Source organism: Bacteroides helcogenes P 36-108, assembly GCF_000186225.1.
Classification (GTDB): Bacteria; Bacteroidota; Bacteroidia; order Bacteroidales; family Bacteroidaceae; genus Bacteroides; species Bacteroides helcogenes.
Genome location: NC_014933.1, coordinates 3,233,374 through 3,257,546, shown reverse-complemented (window position 1 = coordinate 3,257,546; position 24,173 = coordinate 3,233,374). Strand labels below are relative to the sequence as shown.

General features: G+C 47.1%; 21 protein-coding genes. 8 read left to right on the top strand and 13 right to left on the bottom strand.

Annotated features, from left to right (window positions below; genetic code table 11):
- Positions 1–198 precede the first annotated feature (198 nt).
- Complete coding sequence (locus tag BACHE_RS13435) at positions 199–1,383, bottom strand: dicarboxylate/amino acid:cation symporter (RefSeq protein ID WP_013548253.1); 1,185 nt, start codon at positions 1,381–1,383, stop codon at positions 199–201.
- Between the two features lie 148 nt (positions 1,384–1,531).
- On the opposite strand from BACHE_RS13435, the gene gnd reads away from it, so the two are divergent.
- The 5 genes from gnd (at position 1,532) to BACHE_RS13410 (ending at position 8,354) form a co-directional block, all read left to right on the top strand.
- The gene (gene gnd, locus BACHE_RS13430) at positions 1,532–3,016 is read left to right on the top strand and encodes a decarboxylating NADP(+)-dependent phosphogluconate dehydrogenase (protein WP_013548252.1); all 1,485 of its coding nucleotides are present in this window, start codon (positions 1,532–1,534) and stop codon (positions 3,014–3,016) included.
- A 103-nt stretch (positions 3,017–3,119) separates the two neighbouring features.
- On the top strand, positions 3,120–4,613 hold the full coding sequence (gene zwf, locus BACHE_RS13425) for a glucose-6-phosphate dehydrogenase (RefSeq protein WP_013548251.1): 1,494 nt from the start codon (positions 3,120–3,122) through the stop codon (positions 4,611–4,613).
- Positions 4,610–5,326 carry a 6-phosphogluconolactonase gene (pgl, locus tag BACHE_RS13420; RefSeq protein WP_013548250.1) on the top strand — a complete coding sequence of 239 codons (717 nt, stop codon included), beginning with the start codon at positions 4,610–4,612 and terminating at the stop codon, positions 5,324–5,326. The genes zwf and pgl overlap by 4 nt, the downstream gene beginning before the upstream one ends.
- A 217-nt stretch (positions 5,327–5,543) precedes the next feature.
- Complete coding sequence (locus BACHE_RS13415) at positions 5,544–6,494, top strand: protein-glutamine glutaminase (RefSeq protein WP_013548249.1); 951 nt, start codon at positions 5,544–5,546, stop codon at positions 6,492–6,494.
- Positions 6,495–6,779: 285 nt separating this feature from the next.
- A complete protein-coding gene (locus BACHE_RS13410) occupies positions 6,780–8,354 on the top strand; it encodes a thiol-activated cytolysin family protein (protein WP_013548248.1) in 1,575 nt (524 codons plus the stop codon).
- Between the two features lie 310 nt (positions 8,355–8,664).
- On the opposite strand, the gene BACHE_RS13405 is transcribed toward BACHE_RS13410, so the two are convergent.
- Genes BACHE_RS13405 through BACHE_RS13380 form a run of 6 tightly spaced genes read right to left on the bottom strand, consistent with a single transcriptional unit; the run spans position 8,665 to position 15,125 of the window.
- Positions 8,665–9,366 (bottom strand): LytR/AlgR family response regulator transcription factor, encoded by a 702-nt coding sequence (locus tag BACHE_RS13405; protein WP_013548247.1) that lies wholly within the window; start codon positions 9,364–9,366, stop codon positions 8,665–8,667.
- Positions 9,363–10,424 (bottom strand): sensor histidine kinase, encoded by a 1,062-nt coding sequence (locus BACHE_RS13400; RefSeq protein ID WP_013548246.1) that lies wholly within the window; start codon positions 10,422–10,424, stop codon positions 9,363–9,365. The genes BACHE_RS13405 and BACHE_RS13400 overlap by 4 nt, the downstream gene beginning before the upstream one ends.
- 30 nt (positions 10,425–10,454) lie before the next feature.
- Complete coding sequence (locus tag BACHE_RS13395; protein WP_013548245.1) at positions 10,455–11,675, bottom strand: ABC transporter permease; 1,221 nt, start codon at positions 11,673–11,675, stop codon at positions 10,455–10,457.
- A 29-nt stretch (positions 11,676–11,704) separates the two neighbouring features.
- Positions 11,705–12,451: an ABC transporter ATP-binding protein gene (locus tag BACHE_RS13390; protein WP_013548244.1), complete on the bottom strand. Its 747-nt coding sequence runs from the start codon at positions 12,449–12,451 to the stop codon at positions 11,705–11,707.
- A gap of 19 nt (positions 12,452–12,470) precedes the next feature.
- The gene (locus BACHE_RS13385; protein ID WP_013548243.1) at positions 12,471–13,703 is read right to left on the bottom strand and encodes an efflux RND transporter periplasmic adaptor subunit; all 1,233 of its coding nucleotides are present in this window, start codon (positions 13,701–13,703) and stop codon (positions 12,471–12,473) included.
- An 18-nt stretch (positions 13,704–13,721) separates the two neighbouring features.
- Complete coding sequence (locus BACHE_RS13380) at positions 13,722–15,125, bottom strand: TolC family protein (protein WP_013548242.1); 1,404 nt, start codon at positions 15,123–15,125, stop codon at positions 13,722–13,724.
- A 190-nt stretch (positions 15,126–15,315) separates the two neighbouring features.
- Here BACHE_RS13380 and BACHE_RS13375 point away from each other — a divergent pair, with 190 nt between their 5' ends.
- The 3 genes from BACHE_RS13375 to BACHE_RS13365 are packed head-to-tail and all read left to right on the top strand — an operon-like array spanning position 15,316 to position 18,313.
- Complete coding sequence (locus BACHE_RS13375; RefSeq protein ID WP_013548240.1) at positions 15,316–15,546, top strand: DUF4492 domain-containing protein; 231 nt, start codon at positions 15,316–15,318, stop codon at positions 15,544–15,546.
- A gap of 47 nt (positions 15,547–15,593) precedes the next feature.
- Positions 15,594–17,141, top strand: coding sequence for a cytochrome ubiquinol oxidase subunit I (locus tag BACHE_RS13370; protein WP_013548239.1), 1,548 nt, complete (start codon positions 15,594–15,596; stop codon positions 17,139–17,141).
- A 23-nt stretch (positions 17,142–17,164) separates the two neighbouring features.
- Positions 17,165–18,313: a cytochrome d ubiquinol oxidase subunit II gene (locus BACHE_RS13365; RefSeq protein ID WP_013548238.1), complete on the top strand. Its 1,149-nt coding sequence runs from the start codon at positions 17,165–17,167 to the stop codon at positions 18,311–18,313.
- Positions 18,314–18,442: 129 nt separating this feature from the next.
- On the opposite strand, the gene mtgA is transcribed toward BACHE_RS13365, so the two are convergent.
- The 6 genes from mtgA to BACHE_RS13335 all read right to left on the bottom strand — a co-directional run bounded on the left by mtgA (position 18,443) and on the right by BACHE_RS13335 (position 24,165).
- Positions 18,443–19,168, bottom strand: coding sequence for a monofunctional biosynthetic peptidoglycan transglycosylase (gene mtgA, locus BACHE_RS13360; RefSeq protein ID WP_013548237.1), 726 nt, complete (start codon positions 19,166–19,168; stop codon positions 18,443–18,445).
- A gap of 126 nt (positions 19,169–19,294) precedes the next feature.
- Entirely contained in the window at positions 19,295–19,966 is a 672-nt protein-coding gene (locus BACHE_RS13355; RefSeq protein ID WP_013548236.1) for an OmpA family protein, read from the bottom strand.
- A gap of 81 nt (positions 19,967–20,047) precedes the next feature.
- Positions 20,048–21,214 carry an N-acetylglucosamine-6-phosphate deacetylase gene (nagA, locus tag BACHE_RS13350; RefSeq protein WP_013548235.1) on the bottom strand — a complete coding sequence of 389 codons (1,167 nt, stop codon included), beginning with the start codon at positions 21,212–21,214 and terminating at the stop codon, positions 20,048–20,050.
- 42 nt (positions 21,215–21,256) lie between these two features.
- Positions 21,257–22,591 (bottom strand): ABC transporter substrate-binding protein, encoded by a 1,335-nt coding sequence (locus BACHE_RS13345; RefSeq protein WP_041579858.1) that lies wholly within the window; start codon positions 22,589–22,591, stop codon positions 21,257–21,259.
- A gap of 9 nt (positions 22,592–22,600) precedes the next feature.
- Positions 22,601–23,395: an ABC transporter permease gene (locus BACHE_RS13340; protein WP_013548233.1), complete on the bottom strand. Its 795-nt coding sequence runs from the start codon at positions 23,393–23,395 to the stop codon at positions 22,601–22,603.
- Positions 23,392–24,165: an ABC transporter permease gene (locus tag BACHE_RS13335; protein ID WP_013548232.1), complete on the bottom strand. Its 774-nt coding sequence runs from the start codon at positions 24,163–24,165 to the stop codon at positions 23,392–23,394. Before BACHE_RS13335 ends, BACHE_RS13340 begins: the two co-directional genes overlap by 4 nt.
- Between the last annotated feature and the right edge of the window lie 8 nt (positions 24,166–24,173).

The window sequence follows — 24,173 nt, the reverse complement described above, 5'->3', positions numbered from 1 at the left end:
TTACCTTTACCCCGCCCATTAAACGAACGTTTAATGAACGTTTTTCCTTTGTAACTGCTTGATATTCGATATGTTTTTCGTTCCTGATACATACGGATAAGAAAATGGCGAAACTGCATGCAGTTTCGCCATTTATTATATAGTGACGCTTGAAAAACAATGCGACAAACCGAAGTTCTATTCTTATCTGTTCGTAAATTACTGATGTTTGCGTTTGCGGGAGACTCCATCCCCCATTATCTTGTCGATAATCAGTGCGATGGCTCCGTCACCCGTCACGTTGCATGCCGTTCCGAAGCTATCCATTGCAATGTAGAGCGCTATCATCAACGCTTGTGCCGATTCGTCGAAGCCCAGCATGGACTGCAGGATGCCCAGCGCCGCCATGATGGCCCCGCCCGGAACGCCGGGAGCCGCTACCATCGTGATGCCCAGCATGAAGATGAATCCGGCAAACAGAGGAAAGTCATAGGGAATCCCCTGCATAATCATCAGCGCCAGTGCACACGCCACAATCTTCAGCGTGCTGCCACTCAGGTGGATGGTGGCACAAAGGGGAATGACAAAGCCTGCGATTTGGGCCGACACACCGTTCCTCTTGGTCTGCTCCAGAGTTACCGGGATGGTGGCGGCACTGCTCTGCGTGCCCAGCGCCGTGAAATAGGCGGGCATCATCCGTCCGAGCAGTTTGAAGGGGTTGCGGCGGACAAGCAGCCCTGCAATGCAGTATTGCAGCACCAGCAGAAAGACATGAAGCAGGAAGATGACACCGATAATCTTGACAAAGACCGCCAGTACGCCGAACACTTGTCCGCTGTGTGTCATGTTGAGGAAGATCCCGAATATATAGACGGGCAGCAACGGAAGTATCACCACACCGATTGCGGCCACGATGATTTCCTGAAAGTCGCGGGCGGCGTTCTTCAGCGTGTCGCCCCGCAGATGCGCCAATCCCAGTCCCAGGGTGAACGCCAGCACCAATGCCGTCATCACGTTCATCAGAGGAGGGATGGCTACCGAGAAATAAGGTTGCACGCCTTGCGCCTCGCTCACTTCCTCAAGCGGAATGCCTGTTTCGATGAGTGAAGGAAACACCGACACCCCGGTGAAATAAGAGAGGAATCCTGAAAACAAAGTGGCGCCATAGGCTATGAGGGCCGTGATAAGGAGCATCTTTCCCGCCCCCTTTCCGATGTCGGCTATGGCAACGGTGACCAGGCCCACGATGATAAGCGGAATGGAGAAACCGAGGAATTCACTGAAGATGCCATTGAAGGTGACAAACAGCCGTACCATGGGGACGGGGAGGAAATGGCCGGAGAGGATGCCGATGACGATGGCAATGATGATTTGCGGCAGAAGGCCGATGTGGAGTGTCTTCATAAGAGCATGGTTTTTCTGGTTGATTCGTTTTTCTGAGCCCGGCAGGATAAGCCTGCCGGATGCAAAAGTAATGTTTTATTTTCAAACTTCATACGAACAAATTCCATAACCATTTTGTTCTCAATCTAAAAACAACATCAGCAGGTATATGGAAAATCAGAATAAATCGGACATAGGCCTTATCGGGCTTGCCGTTATGGGCGAGAATCTTGCTCTCAACATGGCGGATAAAGGATGGAATGTTTCGGTCTATAACCGTACTGTCCCCGGAGTGGAAGAAGGAGTGGTGCAGCGCTTCACGGGTGGGCGCGCCCGTGGAAAGAGCATTGAAGGTTTCACGGACATAGCCGGCTTTGTGGCTTCTGTTGCCGTTCCCCGCAAGATAATGATGATGGTTCGTGCCGGCAGTGCCGTTGACGAACTGATGGAACAGCTTTTCCCCCTTTTGTCGGAAGGCGATATCCTGATAGATGGCGGCAATTCTAATTATGAAGATACCGACCGCAGGGTGATGTTGGCCGAGAAGAAAGGATTCCGCTTCATCGGCGCGGGCGTTTCGGGAGGTGAGGAAGGAGCTCTGAACGGGGCTTCCATCATGCCGGGCGGCTCGGCAAGCGCCTGGCCGGAAGTGAAATCCGTCTTGCAGAGCATTGCGGCGAAAGCCTCGGACGGAACTCCTTGCTGCGACTGGATAGGTCCGGCAAGCTCCGGGCATTTCGTCAAGATGATACACAACGGTATCGAGTATGGCGACATGCAACTCATCGCGGAGGCTTATTGGGTGATGAAAAAGCTGCTTGGACTCGACAATGAGCAGATGGCCGACATCTTTGCCCGTTGGAATGAGGGTAAGCTTCGCAGCTATCTGACAGAAATCACAGCCGGTATCCTCCGCCATAAAGATAAGGCGGGAGGCTATCTGATAGACAAGATTCTTGATGCTGCCGGACAGAAGGGAACAGGCAAATGGTCCGTCATCAATGCAATGGAGCTTGGCATGCCGTTGGGGCTGATTGCCACGGCTGTCTTTGAGCGCAGCCTGTCCGCGCAGAAAAGTCTGCGCGATGCTGCTTCCAGACAATTTGCCGGTCAACGCTTACAGGCGGTATATAACAAGCCGGAGATGATACAAGATATTCATTCGGCCCTGTACGCCTCCAAACTCGTGTCCTATGCCCAGGGCTTCGCTGTGCTTCAGCGGGCTTCCGACGCTTTCGGGTGGCAGCTCGATCTTGCCTCCATTGCCCGCATGTGGCGTGGCGGTTGTATCATTCGCAGCGCATTCCTTAATGATATTGCCGCTGCATTTCAGGCACAGGACAAGGCAGGCATTCCCCGACATCTCCTGTTGGCCCCTTATTTTAAGAATGAGATACAGCAGCAGCTTCCCGGTTGGAAACATCTGGTGATGCAGTCCATGAAGGAAGAGCTTCCCGTGCCTGCCTTCTCATCTGCCCTGAATTATTTCTATTCGCTGGTTTCTGCCAAACTGCCCGCCAACATGATTCAGGCGCAGCGTGACTATTTCGGCGCCCATACCTTTGAACGGACGGACGAATTGCGTGGCCTCTTCTTCCACGAGAACTGGACGGGACGGGGAGGAGAAACGAAATCAGGTACGTATAATGTGTAAGATATATGCCCTTGCAATATAAATAAGATAAGAGCTGATATAATTATTGTAAAGTGTGAAGGCTTGATATTCGTATGAGCCAATCAAAGAAAAAGAATATTCTATGGATAAATTTGTAATGATCATATTCGGCGCTTCGGGCGACCTGACAAAACGCAAACTGATGCCGGCACTTTATACCTTATATAATGCCGGCCGTCTGCCGGATGATTTTTTCATCGTGGGCATAGGACGTACCGATTATACGGACAGCCGTTATCGGGAATATATCCTGAACGAACTTCACAAAAATGCATCCGTCGGGCAGCCGGAACGGAAGCCTGAGGATTTTTGCAGCCATCTGCACTACCTTTCTTTAGATCCAGCCGAAGCCGGAAGCTATGGCCTGCTGGATGCATGCCTGCGGAAACTCACAGGAGAGGAGAAGCCCGAAAATCTGTTGTATTATCTGGCCACTCCTCCCTCCCTCTATGGCATCATTCCCCTTCACCTGAAGGCAGCGCGGCTGAACCGTCCCCATACACGGATTATTGTGGAAAAGCCCTTTGGCTATGATCTGGAATCGGCGCAGGAGTTGAATCATATCTATGCCTCTGTATTCGAGGAAAGCCAGATTTATCGTATAGATCATTTTTTAGGTAAAGAAACGGCGCAGAATATTTTGGCTTTCCGTTTTGCTAACGGTATCTTCGAGCCGCTTTGGAACCGCAACTATATCGATTATGTGGAAATCACGGCAGTGGAGAATTTGGGCATCGAACAGCGTGGAGGTTTTTATGACGGTACGGGTGCGTTGCGCGATATGGTACAGAATCATCTTATTCAGTTGGTTGCACTTACTGCCATGGAACCGCCAGCCATCTTCAATGCAGACAATTTCCGCAATGAGGTAGTCAAAGTGTATGACTCGCTTGCACCTCTGACGCGGGAAGACCTGAACGAGCATATTGTCCGTGGGCAATATACGGCTTCGGCCGTAAAGCCGGGGTATAGGGAAGAAAAGAACGTCGCTCCCGATTCACGTACGGAAACTTATATAGCCATGAAAATAGGTATCAATAACTGGCGTTGGAAGGATGTACCTTTCTATATACGTACAGGCAAGCAAATGCCTACCAAGGTTACTGAGATCGTAGTTCATTTCCGGGAAACTCCACATCAGATGTTCCGTTGTGAAGGTGGGCATTGCCCGCGTGCCAACAAACTCATACTCCGTTTGCAACCCAATGAAGGCATTGTCCTCAAGTTTGGAATGAAAGTGCCTGGGCCTGGATTTGATGTACAACAGGTTATGATGGACTTCAGCTATGATAAATTGGGCATCCTTTCTGTGGGTGATGCCTATGCCCGCCTCATTGAAGACTGCATACTGGGAGATTCCACACTCTTTACCCGCAGTGATGCCGTGGAAGCCTCGTGGAGATTCTTTGATCCTGTATTACGTTATTGGAAAGAGAATCAGAATGCACCGTTATACGGATATCCCGCAGGTACTTGGGGACCGTTGGAGAGTGAAACAATGATGCGTGAACATGGTGCTGAATGGACCAATCCATGCAAAAATTTAACGAATACGGATGAATATTGTGAGTTATGAAAAGTTATATATACAGTACGGCTACAGAGACGGCGCATGCACTCGTCAAACATCTTATCGGCATGATGGGGCGTGAGCCTGAAAAGATTTTCTATTTTGCATTCAGCGGGGGAAGCACTCCCTCGCTTATGTTTGATATTTGGGCGAATGAATACAAGCATGTCACTCCTTGGGAAAGGATGCGCGTTTATTGGGTGGACGAACGGTGCGTGCCAATGGAAGACTCCGAAAGCAATTACGGCACTATGCGTCGCCTGCTGCTGGATGAAGTGGGTATGCCGGATGAGTTTGTGTTTCCTATTTTCGGCAACCATCCTCCCGAAGCCGAGGCAAAGCGCTATTCAGCGCAAGTATGCCGTACGGTTCCCCTTAAGAATGGTTTCCCCACTTTTGATGCTGTGATGCTTGGTGCGGGAGATGACGGACATACATCTTCTATTTTTCCCGGTCAGGAATACTTGCTTTCTTCCTTTCACCCCTATGAAGTGAGTGTCAATCCCTATAATGGTCAGCAGCGTATTGCCATGACAGGGTGTCTTCTGTTTGCCGCCCGAAAGCTTATTTTCTTTATTACCGGTAAGAACAAGGCTGGGGTTGTCCGTGATATTCTTGCTTCGGGTGATACGGGGCCGGCTGCTTATGTGGCCCATCATGCCGTAGACGTCGAGATTTTTATAGATGTTCAGGCAGAGAAAGCGGATACGGATATTTAGAGGATTTATAACCGAAGCGTTCTGTATATGTCTAAAGCAAAAGCATTGCCAACGTTCGTTTACGGAGGAAGTGCTTCACACAAAAGCTAAACAGCATTTTATAGTATTGAAAAATATCGCCATGATTTGTACATTACTTCTTTTGCAAGTTGGTTGATTCTTTTAGTTGACAATTTATATCTTTGCCTCCATAACACTTAAAAACAAACTATAATTTATGAAACGATTTCTATTTGTATTGCATGTCATTGGCATGCTTTCATTTGTGGGTGCATGCACACACGATGATAATAATGAAGCATTATCTTTCACTCCCCCTGTTGTAGAACTCAAAGTACCTACGGGTATTTATTCGAACGGAGATCAGTTAAGAATTTCCGTCATGCTATCTCACCAATTTTATACGATAGAATCAAAAGCGGAAAATAAAGGCTTTATTGAGCTAATAAAGAAAGCTATAAATTATGAATCCTTGCTTGCTTTTTATATTAAAGAAGGCACAAAGGAAATCCAATTAGTCCGAGAGGCTTCTGCTGAAGATACATCCAGGTTCAAAGCAGTATTCAGTCTTGTAAAAGGTGAGACTGCTTTTTCAAAACTTGAACCAATCATTCCAAATCCTCAAACTTTGAATGGTCTCTTTGCGAAAATACAGAATGCTTCCTGCTCTTTCCCCGTGAAGAAACCTTGTATTTCTTTTGATTATCCCGTGGATGGTTGCTATGCCCGTGCACATAAAATGCGTCAGTTGATAAATGAAAACGGCTATGAATGTAAGAAAGAATTTGTATATGGAGATTTAAGAGCAAGGTATGGTGTCAAAATGTCTAACCAAGATGGTTGCTGTGTCAGTTGGAGCTATCATGTAGCCGTGCTGTTAACTTATAAAGATGAAAAAGGTGTGCTTCAGGAATGTATTATAGATCCTTCTTTGTTTGATACTCCCATTTCTGATTCTGACTGGCGGAAAGCATGTGCTAATTCTTCCTGTGGCCCTGTATCAATATCCTCTTTTACTACCACGCCAGGTAATGTATATTATAGAAGTCCCAAAGGTACGCTTCTATACGATGATGGATATGTTAATACAGATTGCGTACTTGATATTTTCGCTGATTACTCAGGTTGTTATCTGCCTGCTCCATCTACAGTTTCATGTGGATTTTAATAGAGGTTGATTGTATTTTTAGTCTGCTCTAATAAGTTTTCTAATTCTCAGTATTTCATTGGGAAGTGGAATGTCTTAAATAGTCATTATTGTTTAATTATAACTATTCAATGTTTTGTTTTCATTTACATTATATGAGCATGTACCGACTTATTGGAGACAGGAGCATTAGGAATAAAATGATTGTTTTGAAAAAAACTGTATTTATAATGCAGTTTTTACCTTACTTTATTCATTTTAATAATGAACAAGAAAAATTATTTATCAACTAAAACTCTAACAGCTATGAACAAATTAATTATCTCTGGTTTTTACGTAATCCTATGCAGTGTCTTTATTTTCTCATCTTGCAGTAATGACGATAGCTTGCCGGGTAACGGTCTTTTGGGAGAGACAGCAAAATCTCTGGATGGGTATATTTCTTCCTTGCCATCCATCGAGCAGATAAAGCCCTTTAAGGAAAGGGTGGTGCAACAACCGGAGAGCCGCAGCAGTGTGTTCGGCGGAGCTTATCTGTACACCCGTGCTTCAGGAAATTCTTCCGGTCAGGAGTTTGAGCAGGCAAATGAGGTGGAGGAACAGTTACTTTTCAGCGAGGATCAGGAAATATTCTATCCGGGTGCGCTGATCAAGGCAAAGAATATAGTGAACGGGAGTTATACTCCTATCATTGTGCCTAGGAATCCTATAACCATCTCAACGAGCCTTGTGGGTGATAAGAAATCATCTGTCACCGTGGAGGACCCTAAGCTCTCTACCGTAAGGGACGCATTGAACGACTTGCTAACCCGTACCTATGACACCCCTTCTGCCAATATCACTTATTCGTCGGAGGAGGTGTATGACGAGACTTACCTGAAACTTGCCCTTGGGGCTAACTATACGGGCACTGTCGGTTCTGTGAAAGCGAGTGGGCTGTTTAGTTTCAAAAAAGAGAAAAATCATTTTTTGGTGAAGATACAGCAGGTGTTCTATACCATTGACATTGATTTGCCCTCCAAACCGTCTGACTTCTTCTCTCAAGCTGACTTTGACTATAAGTCCTTGTTGGGTGATGAAAAGCCTGTTTACATATCCTCTATCAAGATGGGTCGGGTATTCCTTTTGGGTATCGAAACGACGATGAGTAAGGTGGAGGCCGAAGCGAAGATTCAGGCCTCATTTCTGAGGGGTGCGTTTGATGCGAATGCTGAGACTGCTTTTAACGACCTGAGCAAGAAGTCTGTGATCAAGGCCCGTGTGCTCGGTGGTAACGCAAGCCTGAGCGCAAAGGCAATTTCAGATATCAAACAGCTCAAGACGCTTCTGGAGGATGGTGCGAAGTTCAGTCGTGATAATCCCGGAATTGCCATATCCTATAAGATGCGGGAATTGGGTACTAACAACACTTTCCGGACGGTTATCTACTCCAAATACCGTAAAAATGACTCTCGTTTCAATGACAAGCGGCTTGACTTCCATTTGTATTTTGAAAAGTCTTATCTGAAGACTGTGGCGGGGAAGGATGTTCCTTTTACGGGTCAAATTTATCTGGAAGTGCAGAAGGCAGATGCGCCTAATAGCCGGAAGGAGGCCATTTGGTTTTATCATGGTACTTTTGAACGTGAAATCATAGCCTTCGAGAAGGGTGACAAGATCATCCTTACATTCGACCGACGAGATAAGGACGATGAGTATCGAGATGAGTATGTGTTTGAGCTTCCTTCGTTTGAAAAGCTTATGGAAAGGGCAGAGGCCATAGACGGCAAATATCCCCATCTCTATGATATGCAGACAAATGGTGCTTTGGTTATCATGGATTCCACTAAGCAGCTCCTGTTGAAACTGGAACTGGAGAAGCATAGGATTTACGAGAAATAAACCACTGATGGAAAGATGTGGGAGGATATTGAGGAATATAAATTTTTATATATGAAAGCATATAAGAATAGCATTTATTTATTTTTTGAAAATATCTAAAACACGTGAAATAAAAGCACTTCCAACGTTCGCTTACGAAGGAAGTGCTTCACACAAAAACTAAACTAGACTTAACTAAACTATTCTATTGGCGGAGTTTCACAACTCCTATCTGTTCGTTGCAAAGGTAAAGAAACATCTTTTAATATGCAATAATCTTGCGCTATAAATCGACAAAATAATTAATTTCATCGACAAATCGGATAGACATTCAGCTTCTCTGATCCAAAAACTCCTGAAATGCTTGTTTGTAACTGTCACTGACAGGAATATAATTTTTGCCGAAAACGATTCTTCCCCGGTCTATAATGCGTATTTTGTCCTTTTGAACTATATAGGAACGGTGTACACGCATGAATCGGGAAGAAGGTAGCAGATCTTCCATCGCTTTCATGCTCATCAATGACAGGATGGGTTTTGAAATATCTTCCTCGTATATTTTGATATAATCTTTCAGTCCCTCTATGTATAGGATTTTCTTTAATTCGATTTGGATTAATTTGTAGTCGCTCTTTACGAAAATGCTTTGGATATCCTCTTTAGGTTGCTGCAATAGTTCAAACCACTGAACGGCCTTGTTAGCAGCCTGGAGGAAATCTACATAAGAAATGGGTTTCAACAGATAGTCCAATGCGTTGACTTTATAGCCATCTATTGCATATTGTCCGAAGGCAGTGGTGAAAACGATGCGAGTGTTGGGGTCCACCATTTTCGAGAATTCCAGTCCGTTCAGTTCCGGCATTTGAATGTCAAGGAAAAGCAGGTCTGCCTTTTTGTCGGACAGTTCCCTCATGGCTTGCACGGCACTGGAATATTTTCCTATTAATTCAAGGAAAGGAGTCTTGTTGACATAGCTTTCTAAAAGGTTCAATGCCAAGGGCTCGTCATCTACGATTGCACATTTCAGATTCATACAGATAGTTGTAAGATTGATTTATATTCTTTTCCGTCCTTACTTACTCCTTGCTGCCAGGTGTAGCGGCCGGGATAGGTTAGTTCGAGGCGTTTTCTCACTTGCTCCAGTCCGATGCCACTTCCACTTTTGTCAGTTTGGCTCTTGGGATGGTAGCTGTTGGTGATTTCACAGCACACCTTTCCGGGACTTTCGCTGAAACGGATGCGGATGAAGCTGGGTTCGGTAGGTGATATACCATGCTTGAAGGCATTCTCTATAAGAGAAATGAAGATAAGCGGTGCTATTTCTGTACGGCTGTCCGGCCGGACGTCAAACTGTGTATTTACGCTTACGTTATCGGCCAGACGGATGCGCATCAGTTCAATGTAGCTGCGGATGAAGTCCATCTCTTTGTCGAGGGTGACAAAATTCTGCTGGTTGTCATAAAGCACATGGCGAAGCAGTCGGCTCAACTCTTGTACGGCAGCTTGTGCCTTATCGGAATTGAAGGCTATGAGTGCATATATATTGTTCAGTGTATTGAGTAGAAAGTGCGGATTGAGCTGGCTGCGTAGGTTTTTCAGCTCGGCTTCTGTCCGGCTCTTTTCGGCTTCACGCCGTGCGGCATCCATTTGTATCCAGCGTCCACTCATCTTGATGGCAACGCTTAGACCTACGGTCAATACCATGGAGAATAGGTCGCGTGTGAAGAATATCCATTTGGGAGGTCCCTGATGTCTTCCTCCTTTGCCGAATGTGTGTCCTGCCTGGAACATATACTCTTGCCACAAGTGCGCTCCAGCGGCTATGCAGACTATCAGCAGTACGTTGAACAAGAGGTATTGCCGGATGTGTCCTTCGAAGAGGTAACAAGGGATGAGAATGAAATAGTTCACGTAGAATACGACGAGAAAAGAGAGAGGAACGACACTGCCGTGACGCACGTAGTCCATCCATGTGATACTGAATCCGCTACGGCTCATCATCAGGAAGGGGAATCCGAATACGATTCCCCATCCGATGACGTGTATCAGTGCCTCAATGATGCGAGGCTTGTTGTCGGGTATTTGCTTCATAGTGTTGCAAAGATAAGGTTAAAATATGAATTATTCATATCGTATGGCCTCTATCGGGTCGAGTCCGGCCGCTTTTTTGGCAGGATACCAACCGAAGAATACTCCTGTGGCAGTACAAACGGCGAAAGAGAGGAATACGCTCCAGGGTTGGATGAAGATAGGCCAGTGGGCTGCACTTTTCACAATCCAACTGGCTCCGCAACCTAATATCACACCGATGATGCCACCAGTGATGCTGATAAGTATGGCTTCTATAAGAAATTGGCTTAGGATGTCGATACCACGAGCGCCTACGGACATACGTAGTCCGATTTCGCGGGTTCGTTCCGTTACGCTGACGTACATGATGTTCATGATGCCGATACCACCCACTACGAGCGAAATGCCGGCGATGCAGGCTAACAGTGTGGTCATCAGGTCGGTCGTGGAGTTCAGCATAGTGCTGAGTTCCTGTTGGCTTCGGATGGTGAAATCATCGTTATCTCCGTCTTTCAGTTTATGGTTTTGACGCAGGATTTCTGTCACTTCTTCGGTAGCGTTGTCTGTCATGTCTTCACTGAGGGCGGAGGCGAAGATACCACTGAGGTAGGTCTGTGCCAACAGGCGTTTCATCACGGTGGTATAGGGGGCCAGTACTACGTCGTCCTGATCCATGCCCATGGAATTATAACCTTTGGCTTTGAGTATGCCCACTATGCGAAAGGGTATTTGGTTAAATCGGATAATGCGTCCTACGGGGTCTTCTCCGCCTGGAAAGAGATTGTCCTGAATGGTCTTTCCGATGACACACACTTTGGCTGAGGTTTGTATGTCCGATTCGGTGAACATTTCGCCGTTGGCCACACTGAGTTGGCGGATTTTAAGATAGTCGATACTGACACCACTCACCGAGGAAGGATAGTTGTTGTTGCCCGCAATGAGTTGCCCGCTGGAGGATACGTTGGGGCTGATGGCGGCAAGGAAGCTCGTTTTGTTGCATAAATCCTCATAGTCGGCCAGTTTCAGTGTCTGCATGGCACTGGCGTCTTGCCGAACGCCACCTCTCATGTCGGCTCCCGGATGTATCATGATCATGTTTGATCCCATCTCGGCAATCTGCGCCTGTATGCTTTTCTTGGAGCCTTGTCCGATGGCAAGCATGGTAATGACGGATGCCACACCAATGATGATGCCCAGCATGGTGAGGAAGGCGCGCAGCTTGTTGTTGGACAGGGCGCGGAGCGCTATTTTGAAAAGATTTGTCCCGTTCATATTGATAATGTTATAAGTAGGTTTTATGATTAGTCTTCCTCCTGCTGGGGCAGTGCGGCCAAGGCTGTGGCTGCATCCAGCACGTGGGGATTGAGGCTGTCGTCTTTTATTTGGCCGTCGCGCAGCACAATGTTGCGGCTGCTATACTGGGCTATTTCAGGATTGTGGGTCACGAAGATGATTGTACGCCCCTCGGCATACAGTTTCTGAAAGAGAACCAGAATCTCGAAGGATGTACGTGTATCGAGGTTTCCGGTGGCTTCGTCTGCCAGAATGACGGCAGGATTGTTGACCAGTGCGCGAGCGATGGCCACACGTTGCATCTGTCCGCCTGACATCTGGTTGGACTTGTGTCCTAACCTGTCTCCCAAGCCCACAGCTTGCAGCGCTTCTACGGCACGCTTGCGTCTTTCGGCTGCCGAAACAGAGGAGTTGTACATCAGTGGCAGTTCCACATTCTCCACAGCGGTGGTTTTGGCCAGCAGATTGTAGCTTTGGAATACGAAGCCTATCTTGCGGTTGCGCAGCACGGCTCGTTGAGGCTTGCTCATGGTGCGCACGGAGATTCCGTCCAATAGATATTCGCCGCTGGTTGGGGTGTCGAGGCAGCCGAGGGTATTGAGCAGCGTGGACTTACCGGAGCCGGATGTGCCCATGATGGTGACGAACTCGCCTTCGGTGATGGTGAACGATACGCCACGCAGGGCGTGGACGGTTTCGTCACCTACTTGGAAGTTTCGTTTGATGTTCTGAAGTTCAATGACTGTTTTGTTCATAAGCCCTTGTTCTTGATTGTTATTTCTTTTTGTTTCCTCCCGGACGTCCCGGCATGAAGGGGCTTTGCTCGCCGCTTTCGGATTTTGCTTCTGCGGTCGGAGTTCCTCCTTCACCAGGCATCATGCCCACAGTAGCTTCGGTCACTATAACAGTGCCTTCGCTGATGCCGCTTGTGATTTCCGTGTTCACTCCGTTGGAGATACCTATTTCTACGGCATGTGCGGTGAATGTGTTGCCTTCGCGGGTCCATACCTTGTGCTCGGCTTCACAGTCCTTCACTATGTCTTTTTCGCCGATAAGTGACCTTTCGGGCGTGAAGCGAAGGGCTCGGCTGGGGATGCAGAGTATGTCTTTGCGGTCGAGGGTATAAATGGTGACATTGGCTGTGAGACGGGGTTTCAGCTTCAGGTCGGGGTTGTGGGCGGAGATGACTACCTCATAGGTCACCACCGTGGTGGATGAGCTGCTACTACTGCTGGACGAACTGCTGCTGGCTTGACCCAAGCGGATCTGTGTCACTATGCCTTCGAAAGTGTCGTTGGGATAAGCGTCCACGGTGAATGAGGTGCGTTGTCCTTCTTTGATGTCTGCAATGTCAGCTTCGTCCACATCGGTCACTACCTGCATCTGCGTCAGGTCGGCAGCGATGGTGAAGAGGGTAGGGGTAGAGTAGCCCGAAGCCACCGTCTGGCCGGCTTCTACACTGCGACTGGTCACTACGCCGTCGATGGGTGAGGTGATGGTGGCGTATGACAGGTTGCGTTCGGCCTTGGCCAGAGCTGCTTGCGTGCTTTCAAAGGTGCTCTTGGCTTTCTGGTAGCTATAGAGTGACTGTTCGTAGTCGGTGGTGGCTATGAGTTGCTTGGCATGCAGGATTTTATTGCGTTCGTACAGCTTCTGCTGATATTCGTACTCTGCTTTGGCGCCATTGTAGGAAGCGCGTTGCGAGGCAAGCTCGCTTTGCAGGGTCACACGGTCCATCTCGGCTATGAGCTGGCCCTTAGTCACTACGGAGTTGTAGTCCACATAGATCTTGTCGATGATGCCACTGACCTGTGTACCCACTGTAACTTCCGTCACAGGTTCGATGGTTCCTGTAGCTGTTACTGACTCTGATATCTCACCCTTGCTGACGGTTGTTGTGGCGTAGGTCACTTTATGTTTGGCGGCCGGGCTGCCGAAAATCCATATACCTCCACCGATGACAGCTATGGCCACTGCGGCGATGAGGATAATCTTCTTCTTGTTCATACTATATATAATGTGTGTTTATAATTCAATATTCTCTCCCTGATAGAATTTTAGCAATTGCATGTTCAGTATCGCCATATATTTGGCTTGCAGCATGGCTTGTTGTGCATTGAGGAGGTTGCTCTTTTCAGTGAGCAGTTCCACGGTGTTTTTCATCCCCAGGTTGAATTGCTCTTGAATGAGGTCGTAGCTGGTTTGTGTGCTTTTCAGTTTCTCCTTGGCAGCGGCATAGCTTTGCTGGGCACTGTTGGCGTCAAGCCATAGGCTTTCGATGGTCTTGTACAGAGTCTTTTGTTCGTCTAACAGGTTCAGTTCGCTGGTTTGTTTTTGAATCTTGGCTTTCTCTACGGCGCTCTTGGTCTGGCGGTTGCTGAAGATGGGCACGCTGACGGTGAATCCCAATGAATTGTTCCAGTTCTGCTTGATCTGTTCACTGAAGGTATAGTCGCTGCCGTTGGAGTGGCTGGTCCCGATGCCGGCGCTCAGACTGAGTGTGGGCATATAACCTGCGCGGGCTATCTTGATGTTGAGTTCCGAGGCCTGCACGTTAAGTTTGCCCTCCTCTATTTCGGGGCGTAGGGTGAGCGCCGACTGATAGACATCCATTTTGCTGGGTAGTGGAGACAGCACATTCTCTGTGCCCAGGGCAGGGATATATAGGTTCATTTCTTCCTCACCGTCCAGTTCCAACAGTTGCTTGAGTTGCAGTTTGTAGTCCTGCAGGGTGGCTTGTGCCGTCACAAATTGATATTTGTCACTACTCACCTGTGCTTCTAATTGTGCGAGGTCGCTCCGGGCGATGCTTCCCTCTTTGAGCAATTGGCGTGATCGCTCGCATTCGGCCTGGCTCACTTTCAGTGTCGATTCATTGATCTTCACGGCTTCAGCGGCATAGAGTATCTGCACATAGGTCTGAGCGATACTCTGCTCAATGTTGTTTTCGCTTTGCGACACACTGAGTTGGGCGATGCGATTGTTCAGCTCCTGCTGCTTGATGGTGTTGAGGCGCTTTCCTCCGTTGTAGAGAGTCCAGTTGGCGTCTATGCCGTAGCTGCCATTGTAGCTGGTCTTGCTTTGGCTGCTGGTGATGTTGTCACCGTTGATGATGGTATTCGTCTCGCTTTGGGGGCGGTTTACGATGCGTTGGCTCACGCTGGCCGAGAGGCTAGGGAAGAGGGCGGCCTTGGCGGTCTTCACATCTACTTCGGCGCTCTGGGCGCTGAGGCGGTTTTTGCGGATGCTGATGTTTTGCTTGATGGCATAATCGATGCAGGCCTGCAAGTTCCATTGTGCAGGCAGGCTGTCTGTGTGCAGAATTGTTTCTGCGGTGGCTTGTTGCACATCGGTCCTTGTCTGTGCCGGGAGCCATGCGCAACTTGCCATGCAGAGTGTTATCACTGTCAATCTTCTTACGTTATCCATATCAATGTTATTCTATTGTTTTACAGATGCAAATGTAGGAGCTTCGGGCGTAGTGGGCAAATGAGATAGACGTTGGCAGAGTTTTTATCGCCCAAATACTTTTTTGTACCGACAATTAACTTTCTTGTCATTTGTTTGCTCATTATATAAAAGTATTCTATATTTGTAATCATTATAAATCCTATTTATTATGAAGCGGACTGTAACAAACATCTGGCGATTCTATCTGGAAGGTTTCCGAAGCATGACATTGGGCCGTACTTTGTGGCTCATTATTCTAATAAAGCTTTTTATTATGTTCTTCATTCTCCGCCTCTTTTTCTTTCCCAATTATCTGAATACTTCCGCCGTAGGCGATGAAAAGGACGATTATGTCAGTCGGGAGCTTATTCAGCGTGGTGTTGGGACGGTGGACGATTAATGTGGTTTTGCGATTCATATTTTAATAATAACTTAACTTTTATTCTTATGCTTGAAAACATTGACACTTCTCTGATTGACTGGTCGAGAGCTCAATTTGCTTTGACAGCCATCTATCATTGGATTTTCGTGCCGCTTACCCTGGGACTTGCGGTCATTATGGGTATCATGGAAACGGTGTACTACCGTACTGGTGACGAGTTTTGGAAACGTACCGCTAAATTCTGGATGAAACTGTTCGGCATTAATTTCGCTGTGGGTGTGGCTACGGGACTGATTCTGGAGTTTGAGTTTGGTACGAATTGGAGTAATTACAGTTGGTTTGTAGGCGATATCTTCGGTGCGCCACTTGCCATTGAAGGCATTCTCGCCTTCTTCATGGAAGCCACCTTCATAGCAGTCATGTTTTTCGGTTGGGAGAAGGTGAGCAAGCGTTTCCACCTCGCCGCCACCTGGCTCACGGGGTTGGGAGCTACCATTTCTGCCTGGTGGATTCTGGTTGCTAATGCTTGGATGCAGAATCCCGTAGGTATGGAGTTCAATCCCGATACGGCCCGCAATGAGATGGTGGATTTTTGGGCGGTGGCTACACAGCCAATGGCCGTCAATAAATTCTTCCATAGCATTTTATCTGGCTGGGTGCTGGCGGCGGTATTTGTGGTAGGAATCAGTTGTTGGTACTTGTTGAAGAAGCGTGACAAGACATTTGCTTTGGCCAGTATAAAGGTTGCGGCATGGGTAGGCTTGTGCGCCGCAGTCCTTTCTGCTTGGACAGGTGACGGCTCTGGCTATCAAGTGGCGCAGGCGCAGCCTATGAAACTGGCTGCCATGGAAGGATATTACGAAGGACGCACTGGAGCCGGCCTGGTGGCGTTCGGTATTCTGAATCCTGATAAGAAAAGGGCGGATGATGGTCGTGATCCTTTCCTGATGCGCGTAGAGGTTCCAAAACTGTTGTCGCTGCTTGCCGAGCGCAGTACGGACGCCTTCGTACCAGGCATTAATGATCTGCTGCGAGGTGGCTATACATTGAAAGATGGTACGGAAGCGCTGTCGGCGGAAGAGAAGATAGAAAGAGGAAAAACGGCTATCAGTGCTTTTTCTGCTTACCGCAAAGCTAAGGCGGCGGGTAATAGTACAGAGGCTGAGGTGGCTGCCAAGACGTTGAAAGAGAATGTAGCTTATTTTGGATATGGTTATATCAAGGACGTGAATGATTTGGTTCCCAACGTGGCCTTGACCTTCTACATGTTTCGTGTCATGGTGATTTTGGGTGCTTATTTCATTCTTTTCTTTATCGTGTTGTTGTTTCTGGTTTACAAGAAAGATTTGTCAAAGATGCATTGGTTGCATTGGGTGGCTTTGTGCACCATTCCTTTGGGATACCTTGCGGGACAAGCTGGCTGGGTGGTTGCCGAGTGCGGACGTCAGCCGTGGGCGATACAGGATATGTTGCCTACGGGAGCTGCCATTTCCAAACTGGATGTCGGCTCCGTGCAGACTACCTTTTTTATCTTTCTTATTCTTTTCACCATTATGCTGGTTGCAGAGGTGGGAATTATGCTGAAGGCAATACGTAAGGGACCGGAAAAATGATAATCAAATAAAATCTTTTCGATATGAATACATATATCTTTCTCCAACAATATTGGTGGTTTATAGTTTCTCTGTTAGGGGCCATCTTAGTGTTTCTGCTGTTTGTGCAGGGAGGTAATTCGCTCTTGTTCTGCTTGGGCAAGACAGAGGAACAACGCAAAATGATAATGAACTCCACAGGGCGTAAGTGGGAATTTACATTTACAACGCTTGTTACATTTGGCGGAGCATTCTTTGCTTCATTCCCCTTGTTTTATAGTACCAGCTTTGGTGGGGCATACTGGCTGTGGATGATTATTCTGTTCAGCTTTGTGTTGCAGGCCGTCAGCTATGAGTTTCAGTCCAAAGCGGGAAACTTGCTGGGCAAGACTACTTATCGCACGTTTCTGGTGATAAACGGAGTAGTGGGCCCCTTGTTGCTGGGTGGGGCAGTGGCCACATTCTTTACCGGTTCTGCCTTTTATGTCGAAAAAGGGAATATCGCGGAGTTTTCCATGCCTGTCATTAGTAGATGGGCAAATGCCGGACACGGTCTCGATGCTTTGCTCAATCCATGGAATGTGGTGTTGGGATTGGCTGTATTCTTCCTTTCGCGTATTCTCGGTGCACTGTATTTCATCAATAATATCAGTGATGATAATTTACTGAAGCGCTCCCGTCGATCCTTGTGGGCCAATACAGGACTGTTTCTGCTGTTTTTCCTTGCATTTGTCATTCGCACGTTGCTGGCCGACGGTTATGCGGTGAATCCTGAAACCGGAGAGATTTTTATGGAACCTTACAAGTATCTGATGAATTTCATCGAAATGCCATTGGTGTTGCTGATATTTCTTGTAGGCGTGGTGGCTGTGCTGTGGGGAATTGTTCGCACACTGTGGAAGGCGACGTTCGACAAGGGAATATGGTTTGCCGGTATCGGCACTGTCCTGACGGTACTTGCATTGTTGCTCATTGCAGGCTACAACAACACTGCCTATTATCCTTCTTCTGCCGATTTGCAAAGTTCATTGACACTGGCAAACAGTTGCTCCAGTCTTTTCACTCTGCGTGTGATGGCTTATGTTTCTGTTTTGGTTCCTTTTGTTCTGGCTTACATATTTTATGCATGGCGTAGCATCGACAAAAAGAAGATTGATGCAGCAGAAATGAAAGGAGGAGTACATACTTATTGATTATATACAAACCGTCACTCCGTTCCCTGCGAACCGTCACTTTGCATCCGTTGAAGTGGCGGTTTGTATTTTGATAAGTATCTCTTTGAACATTGCTCAAATACTGTTTGAATGGGGGGATTGGAACATCTATTTTTTATTCTTCTTCACCGCTTTCTTCACCGGTTTGTCCATCGGTGGAAACTTCGGAACTTGTCTCATCAGTTTTAATATCCGTTCCTGCCGTTTCAGTATGTAGGGCGAGGGGTGGGCGGAGTCGAAACGTATGGGATTGGGCAGTGTAGCTGCAATCAGGGCGCATTGTCCGGCACTCAGTCTGGCAGCGGTAGTGCTGAATTTGTGTTTTGCAGCTGCCTCTGCTCCATAGACGGATTTTCCCATTTCGATAGAATTGAGATAAACCTCCATAATTCGTTCTTTTGACCATACCAATTCTATCATCCAAGTGAAGTAAACTTCAAATCCTTTCCGTATCCACGAAGATTGTGGCCATAGGAATACGTTTTTTGCCGTCTGCTGACTGATGGTGCTTGCTCCCCGTCTTCTTTTCCCTTTTTCGGCTTCTTTCATGGCTTTCTTTATTTCGGTGAAGTCAAATCCGTTGTGTGTGGCAAAACGGTTGTCTTCTGAAGCGATGACCGCCATTGGCAAATGGGGGGAAATCTTATCAAAAGACACCCAAGTGTGATGCCATACGGGATTTTCTCCTTTGAAGATTTGTTGTACGCTCCGGATGAGCATCAGCGGAGTGACATAAACCGGCAGAAAGCAATAAGCCACTACCATCATGATAGTGGAGATAAAAAAGAAAAGTATCAGATTGCGTAAGTATCGTAAGGACTTGGGAAGTTTCATTGTCAGTGATATGTGTATATGAAAGAAACAGATGGTCTGTTTGGAGGAAACGCATGATCCGTTGCACTCGAACAGACCATGCGTTTACCCGAAAAGGAGCATCTGCTTCGTTAAGCTTTAATGGGATTATTTGCCAGCTTCTGCATTCTTTATCATCTGCTCGCTGGCGTACATATAGACTTCTACCCGACGGTTTTGGTCTGCTGTCTTGCTTTCATCATATTGGGCATATCCTACACCTTCCACTTTCTTAAATTGTGCAGGAGAAACACCGCAATCCTGCAAATAATTCTCTACGGAATAAGCGCGATTCTTTGAAACCTTCATATTGGCTTCATAGGTTCCCACCTTATCAGTATGACCGATGATGGCAATGTCTGTTGTAGAATCATCTTTCAAAATCTGTGCAAGGTCACGCAGAGAAGCCTTGGCATCATTGCTGAGTGCTGCGGAATTGAAGCCAAAGAGGATACCTGCCGCAAAAGAGACTTTCACTGCGGGCAATCCGTTGCTGTCAGTGATTTGCTCTACCTGTGCGCCTTCAATCTTGGCAGCTTCGGCAGCTTTTTTGTCCATTTTATGACCAATGGCTGCACCTGCACCTGTGCCTACGGCTGCACCGATGGCCGCACCGATGGCCGCACCTTTGCCTTTGCCTATCAATCCTCCAATTATGGCTCCGGCCGCTGCGCCCGAACCACCACCAATCACTCCACCTTTCGTGGTATTGTTCATTGTACTACAACTGCCCAGCAGTATAGTACCGCATAACAATAATGCTGTAATTTTCATTTTCATACTTTTACTTGTTAATTTGTTTCACTTAATACGTCACAAAATTATGTATTATAATAACATTATCATCCTGCATAATGTTTTTTATTGTGCTTTTTTTAGAGAATCCTCTATCAGTGTTCCCTGTTGCCATACGGCACGAATGTTCAGTTCCTTGTCCATGACAAGGATGTCGGCATCCTTGTCTTTCTGGAGTGACCCTTTGCGCTCGAATACTCCCATGATGCGGGCAGGGGTTTCGGAGGCCATACGCAACGCATCTCCCAAAGGGATTCCGGCTTTTACCATAGTTCGGACAAGTACATCGCTGGTGGCGATACTACCTGCCAGTGCAGAACGGTCGGCAAGTTTGCATACACCGTTTTCGATGATATAGCGCGGGTCACTGAAGTTTTTTCCATCGGTTGCAGTACTGGAGAGTGCATCGGTTACGAGACAAGTATGATCAGTGCCTTTCAACTTATAAGCAAGCCGCAGGATGGTAGAGGGCAGATGGATGCCGTCGGCAATGAGTTCAATGGTCATGCCGTCGGTTAGATAAACACTCTCTACTGTACCTTCATATTTGTATTCGCGGCGCTTGTGGAATCCCGGCATAGCGTTGTAGAAGTGTGCGGCATGAGTGAATCCGGCTTCATATGCCTTTTTGATACCGTCATATTCGGCTTCGGTATGCGATATGGCAACCAGTATCCCCCGGTCGCGAAGGTAACGGGCAAAGTCCAGCGCTCCCGGAAGTTCGGGTGATGCATCCCAACGGCGGATGCAATGAGTGCTTTCAGCGAGTTCCTTGTATTCTTTTTCATCAATTTCTTTCACTTGACCTGCAAATTGTTCACCTGCCATTTTGGGATTGAGATACGGACCTTCGAGATGCAGTCCGAGAATGGGGCTTGCAGGTTCTTCCATTAGCCTCTCGCACACTTCGGCGGCTTGATGCAGCTTGCTGAAAGGAGAAGAAGACAGAGTAGGGAAGATGCTCGTGGCTCCATGTCGCAAATGGGCGTTTGCAGCCGTGCGGAAAGCGTTTTCGGTACATTCCGTGAAATCGCGTCCTCCTCCGCCATGCGCATGCATGCAGACAAAGCCCGGAACGATGTACATTCCTTTGGCATCAATCATTTGTGCTCCTATCAATGCAAGATCACAGTTGGTTACTTCGAGAATCTTTCCGTTACGCATCAGGACGGAACCTTCATTCAACCAGCCTTCAGGGGTGAATATGCGTCCGTTTATAATTTGAGTCAGCATTGTTGTATATTGATTTATAAATTATATGTTAAGCGATAAGTATTATTTTTCTCTTTTCCTGCGAAGATGATGACGCTGCTTCTGCTTGTGTCTGCGTATCTTTCCGTACACCAGCCATACGAACAAAATGCCGAATACTGCAAATATCAGCAGAACGATGCCGTTGTTGAGATTGTCGCCCTTCACACGGCTCCACATTTCGAGTACCAGTTCCGTGCGGTTTCCGAAGTCACGTATCATTGCACAGCGTTCCACTATTTTCCTGTCGGGATATTGCACTGGATTGATTTGCAGACTGTCTGCTCCGGCAATGTTGCCAAAGAAATAACTCAGGTCTGAAAATCCTTTTATTGTGGTATCTCGTTTCGCCTCCATGATTTCGGAGGTTGCCACGGCACTGACATAGCCGATAGCATCCATGTTGCGCAGGGCTACTTCGGGCTGACAAAGGTAGTTGATGAAATAACTTGCAGCCTTCACATTGCGGGCATACCGTGGAATTACCCATCCGTCGTACCAAATGTTGCTTCCTTCGCGGGGAACGGCATAATCCAGTTCCACTCCTACGGCATCGGCTTCTTCTATGGCCCATACCGCATCACCACTCCATGTGAAATTGATCCATGCTTTTCCTTTGGTCATCATTTCCTTTCCGAAGTCTGCTTCCCAACCGGCAATATTTGGTTTCATCATTTTGAGATATTTTTCGGCGAGGTATATGGCTTCTGGAGAGTTGTCATTCATTAACTGTTCTACGGTGATGGCGCTGTCTGTCAATTGCTTGGCATGGGCGTAGATGATGGCGGTTCCATAAGCATCACGGTAGCTGTCTTTCATCAGAATTTTTCCTTTGTTCTTGGGATTCCAGAGACTGTGCCAACTGCTGGCTTCTTCTGTCGTAATGAACTTCTTGTTGAATAGAATTCCGGCCGTTCCCCACATATAAGGTACGGCGTAGTCTGTTGTTGTTCGTTCTGGTAAACTTATTTTATTTAACTCTTGCCGGATATAGGGAGATACATTTGGGGTGTAGTCTGGGGCTTTTCCGAAATTTCGGTCGATAGGCAGAAGCAGGTTTTTCCGAAGCATCCGTTCGATGATGTATTCCGAAGGGCACACGACATCGAAATCTTCGTGTCCGCGCTCAATTTTGGTCAGCATGATTTCGTTGATGTCAAATACTTGGTAGATGATGCGAATATCCTCACCTGTCTGCTGTTTGTACCAGATGGGGAATTCGGCGAGCACTTCTTCGTCAATGTAGTCTGCCCAGTTATATATTTTCAATATGTGGCTACGTTCTCTGACCAAGTTTCCACAAGAGGTCAAAAGTACGATGCTGCACAGTGAAATCAGTATGTTTATCAATCTTTTCATCATACAATTTTATTTCTCTTTCTTTGATTTTTCCGCTCGCTTGTTGATTACGACCAATAATACCAGCACTGTCACAAAAATGATGGTGGACAATGGGCGAAGTTCCGGTGTCAGTCCTCCTTTGCGTGCATCGGCATAGATATAGGTGGAAAGCGTTTCCAATCCTTCGTTGCCAATGGTGAAGATTGTTACGGCAAAGTCATCGATGGAGAGCGTGAAGGCGAGGATAAAACCGCTTATCATGCCTGGTAATATTTCCGGGAGAATCACTTTCCGTAATGCCTGAAACGGTGTAGCCCCTAAATCCAGTGCTGCTTCATAAACATTCTGGTTCATTTTCTTGAGTCGGGGCGTTACACTGAGTACTACATAGGGTGTACAGAATGTGATGTGTGCCAGTATCACTGTTGTGAAGCCTTGTGAAATGCCAAAGCTGACGAATAGCAGGAACAGTGAAACACCGGTGATAATGTCTGCGTTCATCATGGGGATGGCATTGGCGAAATTCATCACTTGCCGTGTGCGTGAGCGCAAGTTGAAGATGCCGATGGCTGCAATACAGCCAAGTGCCGTGGAGGCAGTAGCTGCTATCATTGCGATGGCAAATGTGTTTCCTATCGCACTTGCCAGTGAGTGGTGCATGCCGCCCGTAAAAAGCGAACTGTATAGCTTGGTGGAGAATCCTGTCCAGTTACCCAATACTTTAGCTTCTGTGAACGAGAAGATCATGATAATCAGGATAGGCGAATAAAGTAGTGCCAACAGCATCCAAAGATAACCTTTTGCCAAAATACGTGTCATCATATCACTCCTCCGCTTTCATTCGATGCTCCGTCTTCGTCACTGGTGAAGAGGATGGTTACGCCTATCAGCAATAACATGATGAGCGAGAGGGCGGCGCCGTAGTTCCACATTCCGTTGTAAATGTTCTCCTGCACTGTAGTTCCGAAAAGTTTGATGTTGTTCATTGTCAGTAACTCGGCAATGGCAAAGGTGCTGACCGTGGGCATGAATACCATCACAATGCCACTCATGATGCCTGGCATGGAAAGGGGAAGAATTACTTTGCCGAATACTTTGGCGGGTGGTGCTCCCAGATCCTGGGCTGCTTCTATCAGGTTGTGGTCCATCTTTTGAAGTGTGTTATAAATGGGGTAAATCATGAACGGCAGAAAGTTGTACACCATGCCGAAAACCAATGCACCTTGCCCTAATGGTAAGTTCAGGAAGTCGAACAGCGCTACCGTGGCAAGAGTACGTATCAGGATGTTTACCCACATGGGCAGGATGAACAGCACTACCATGGTTTGTGAAGTATTGAACTGTTTTTGGCTGAGAATATACGCTGCTGGGTAGCCGAGAATGAGGCAAGTAAGTGTTGTTATTACAGCGATTCCGATGGAATAGATAAATGTGTTCAGTGCTTCGGGATGCATCATAAACTTGCGAAAGTTGGCAAATGTCAACGCTCCTTCAGCATCGGTAAAGGCATAAAGTACGATGAGCAGCAACGGTACTATGGCAAATATGAGCAAAAACAGCGCGTATGGTACTGTCCAGTTGCGCCGGAGCATGAAGAAAT

What these genes read in the sequence shown, in the direction of transcription:
- BACHE_RS13335 (WP_013548232.1), bottom strand. Translation starts at nt 24,165, where the DNA reads ATGCTCCGGCGCAACTGGACAGTACCATACGCGCTGTTTTTGCTCATA.
- BACHE_RS13410 (WP_013548248.1), top strand. Translation starts at nt 6,780, where the DNA reads ATGAACAAATTAATTATCTCTGGTTTTTACGTAATCCTATGCAGTGTC.
- BACHE_RS13355 (WP_013548236.1), bottom strand. Translation starts at nt 19,966, where the DNA reads ATGAAAATGAAAATTACAGCATTATTGTTATGCGGTACTATACTGCTG.
- zwf (WP_013548251.1), top strand. Translation starts at nt 3,120, where the DNA reads ATGGATAAATTTGTAATGATCATATTCGGCGCTTCGGGCGACCTGACA.
- BACHE_RS13405 (WP_013548247.1), bottom strand. Translation starts at nt 9,366, where the DNA reads ATGAATCTGAAATGTGCAATCGTAGATGACGAGCCCTTGGCATTGAAC.
- BACHE_RS13435 (WP_013548253.1), bottom strand. Translation starts at nt 1,383, where the DNA reads ATGAAGACACTCCACATCGGCCTTCTGCCGCAAATCATCATTGCCATC.
- BACHE_RS13400 (WP_013548246.1), bottom strand. Translation starts at nt 10,424, where the DNA reads ATGAAGCAAATACCCGACAACAAGCCTCGCATCATTGAGGCACTGATA.
- gnd (WP_013548252.1), top strand. Translation starts at nt 1,532, where the DNA reads ATGGAAAATCAGAATAAATCGGACATAGGCCTTATCGGGCTTGCCGTT.
- BACHE_RS13375 (WP_013548240.1), top strand. Translation starts at nt 15,316, where the DNA reads ATGAAGCGGACTGTAACAAACATCTGGCGATTCTATCTGGAAGGTTTC.
- BACHE_RS13385 (WP_013548243.1), bottom strand. Translation starts at nt 13,703, where the DNA reads ATGAACAAGAAGAAGATTATCCTCATCGCCGCAGTGGCCATAGCTGTC.
- pgl (WP_013548250.1), top strand. Translation starts at nt 4,610, where the DNA reads ATGAAAAGTTATATATACAGTACGGCTACAGAGACGGCGCATGCACTC.
- BACHE_RS13380 (WP_013548242.1), bottom strand. Translation starts at nt 15,125, where the DNA reads ATGGATAACGTAAGAAGATTGACAGTGATAACACTCTGCATGGCAAGT.
- nagA (WP_013548235.1), bottom strand. Translation starts at nt 21,214, where the DNA reads ATGCTGACTCAAATTATAAACGGACGCATATTCACCCCTGAAGGCTGG.
- mtgA (WP_013548237.1), bottom strand. Translation starts at nt 19,168, where the DNA reads ATGAAACTTCCCAAGTCCTTACGATACTTACGCAATCTGATACTTTTC.
- BACHE_RS13395 (WP_013548245.1), bottom strand. Translation starts at nt 11,675, where the DNA reads ATGAACGGGACAAATCTTTTCAAAATAGCGCTCCGCGCCCTGTCCAAC.
- BACHE_RS13365 (WP_013548238.1), top strand. Translation starts at nt 17,165, where the DNA reads ATGAATACATATATCTTTCTCCAACAATATTGGTGGTTTATAGTTTCT.
- BACHE_RS13340 (WP_013548233.1), bottom strand. Translation starts at nt 23,395, where the DNA reads ATGATGACACGTATTTTGGCAAAAGGTTATCTTTGGATGCTGTTGGCA.
- BACHE_RS13370 (WP_013548239.1), top strand. Translation starts at nt 15,594, where the DNA reads ATGCTTGAAAACATTGACACTTCTCTGATTGACTGGTCGAGAGCTCAA.
- BACHE_RS13415 (WP_013548249.1), top strand. Translation starts at nt 5,544, where the DNA reads ATGAAACGATTTCTATTTGTATTGCATGTCATTGGCATGCTTTCATTT.
- BACHE_RS13390 (WP_013548244.1), bottom strand. Translation starts at nt 12,451, where the DNA reads ATGAACAAAACAGTCATTGAACTTCAGAACATCAAACGAAACTTCCAA.
- BACHE_RS13345 (WP_041579858.1), bottom strand. Translation starts at nt 22,591, where the DNA reads ATGAAAAGATTGATAAACATACTGATTTCACTGTGCAGCATCGTACTT.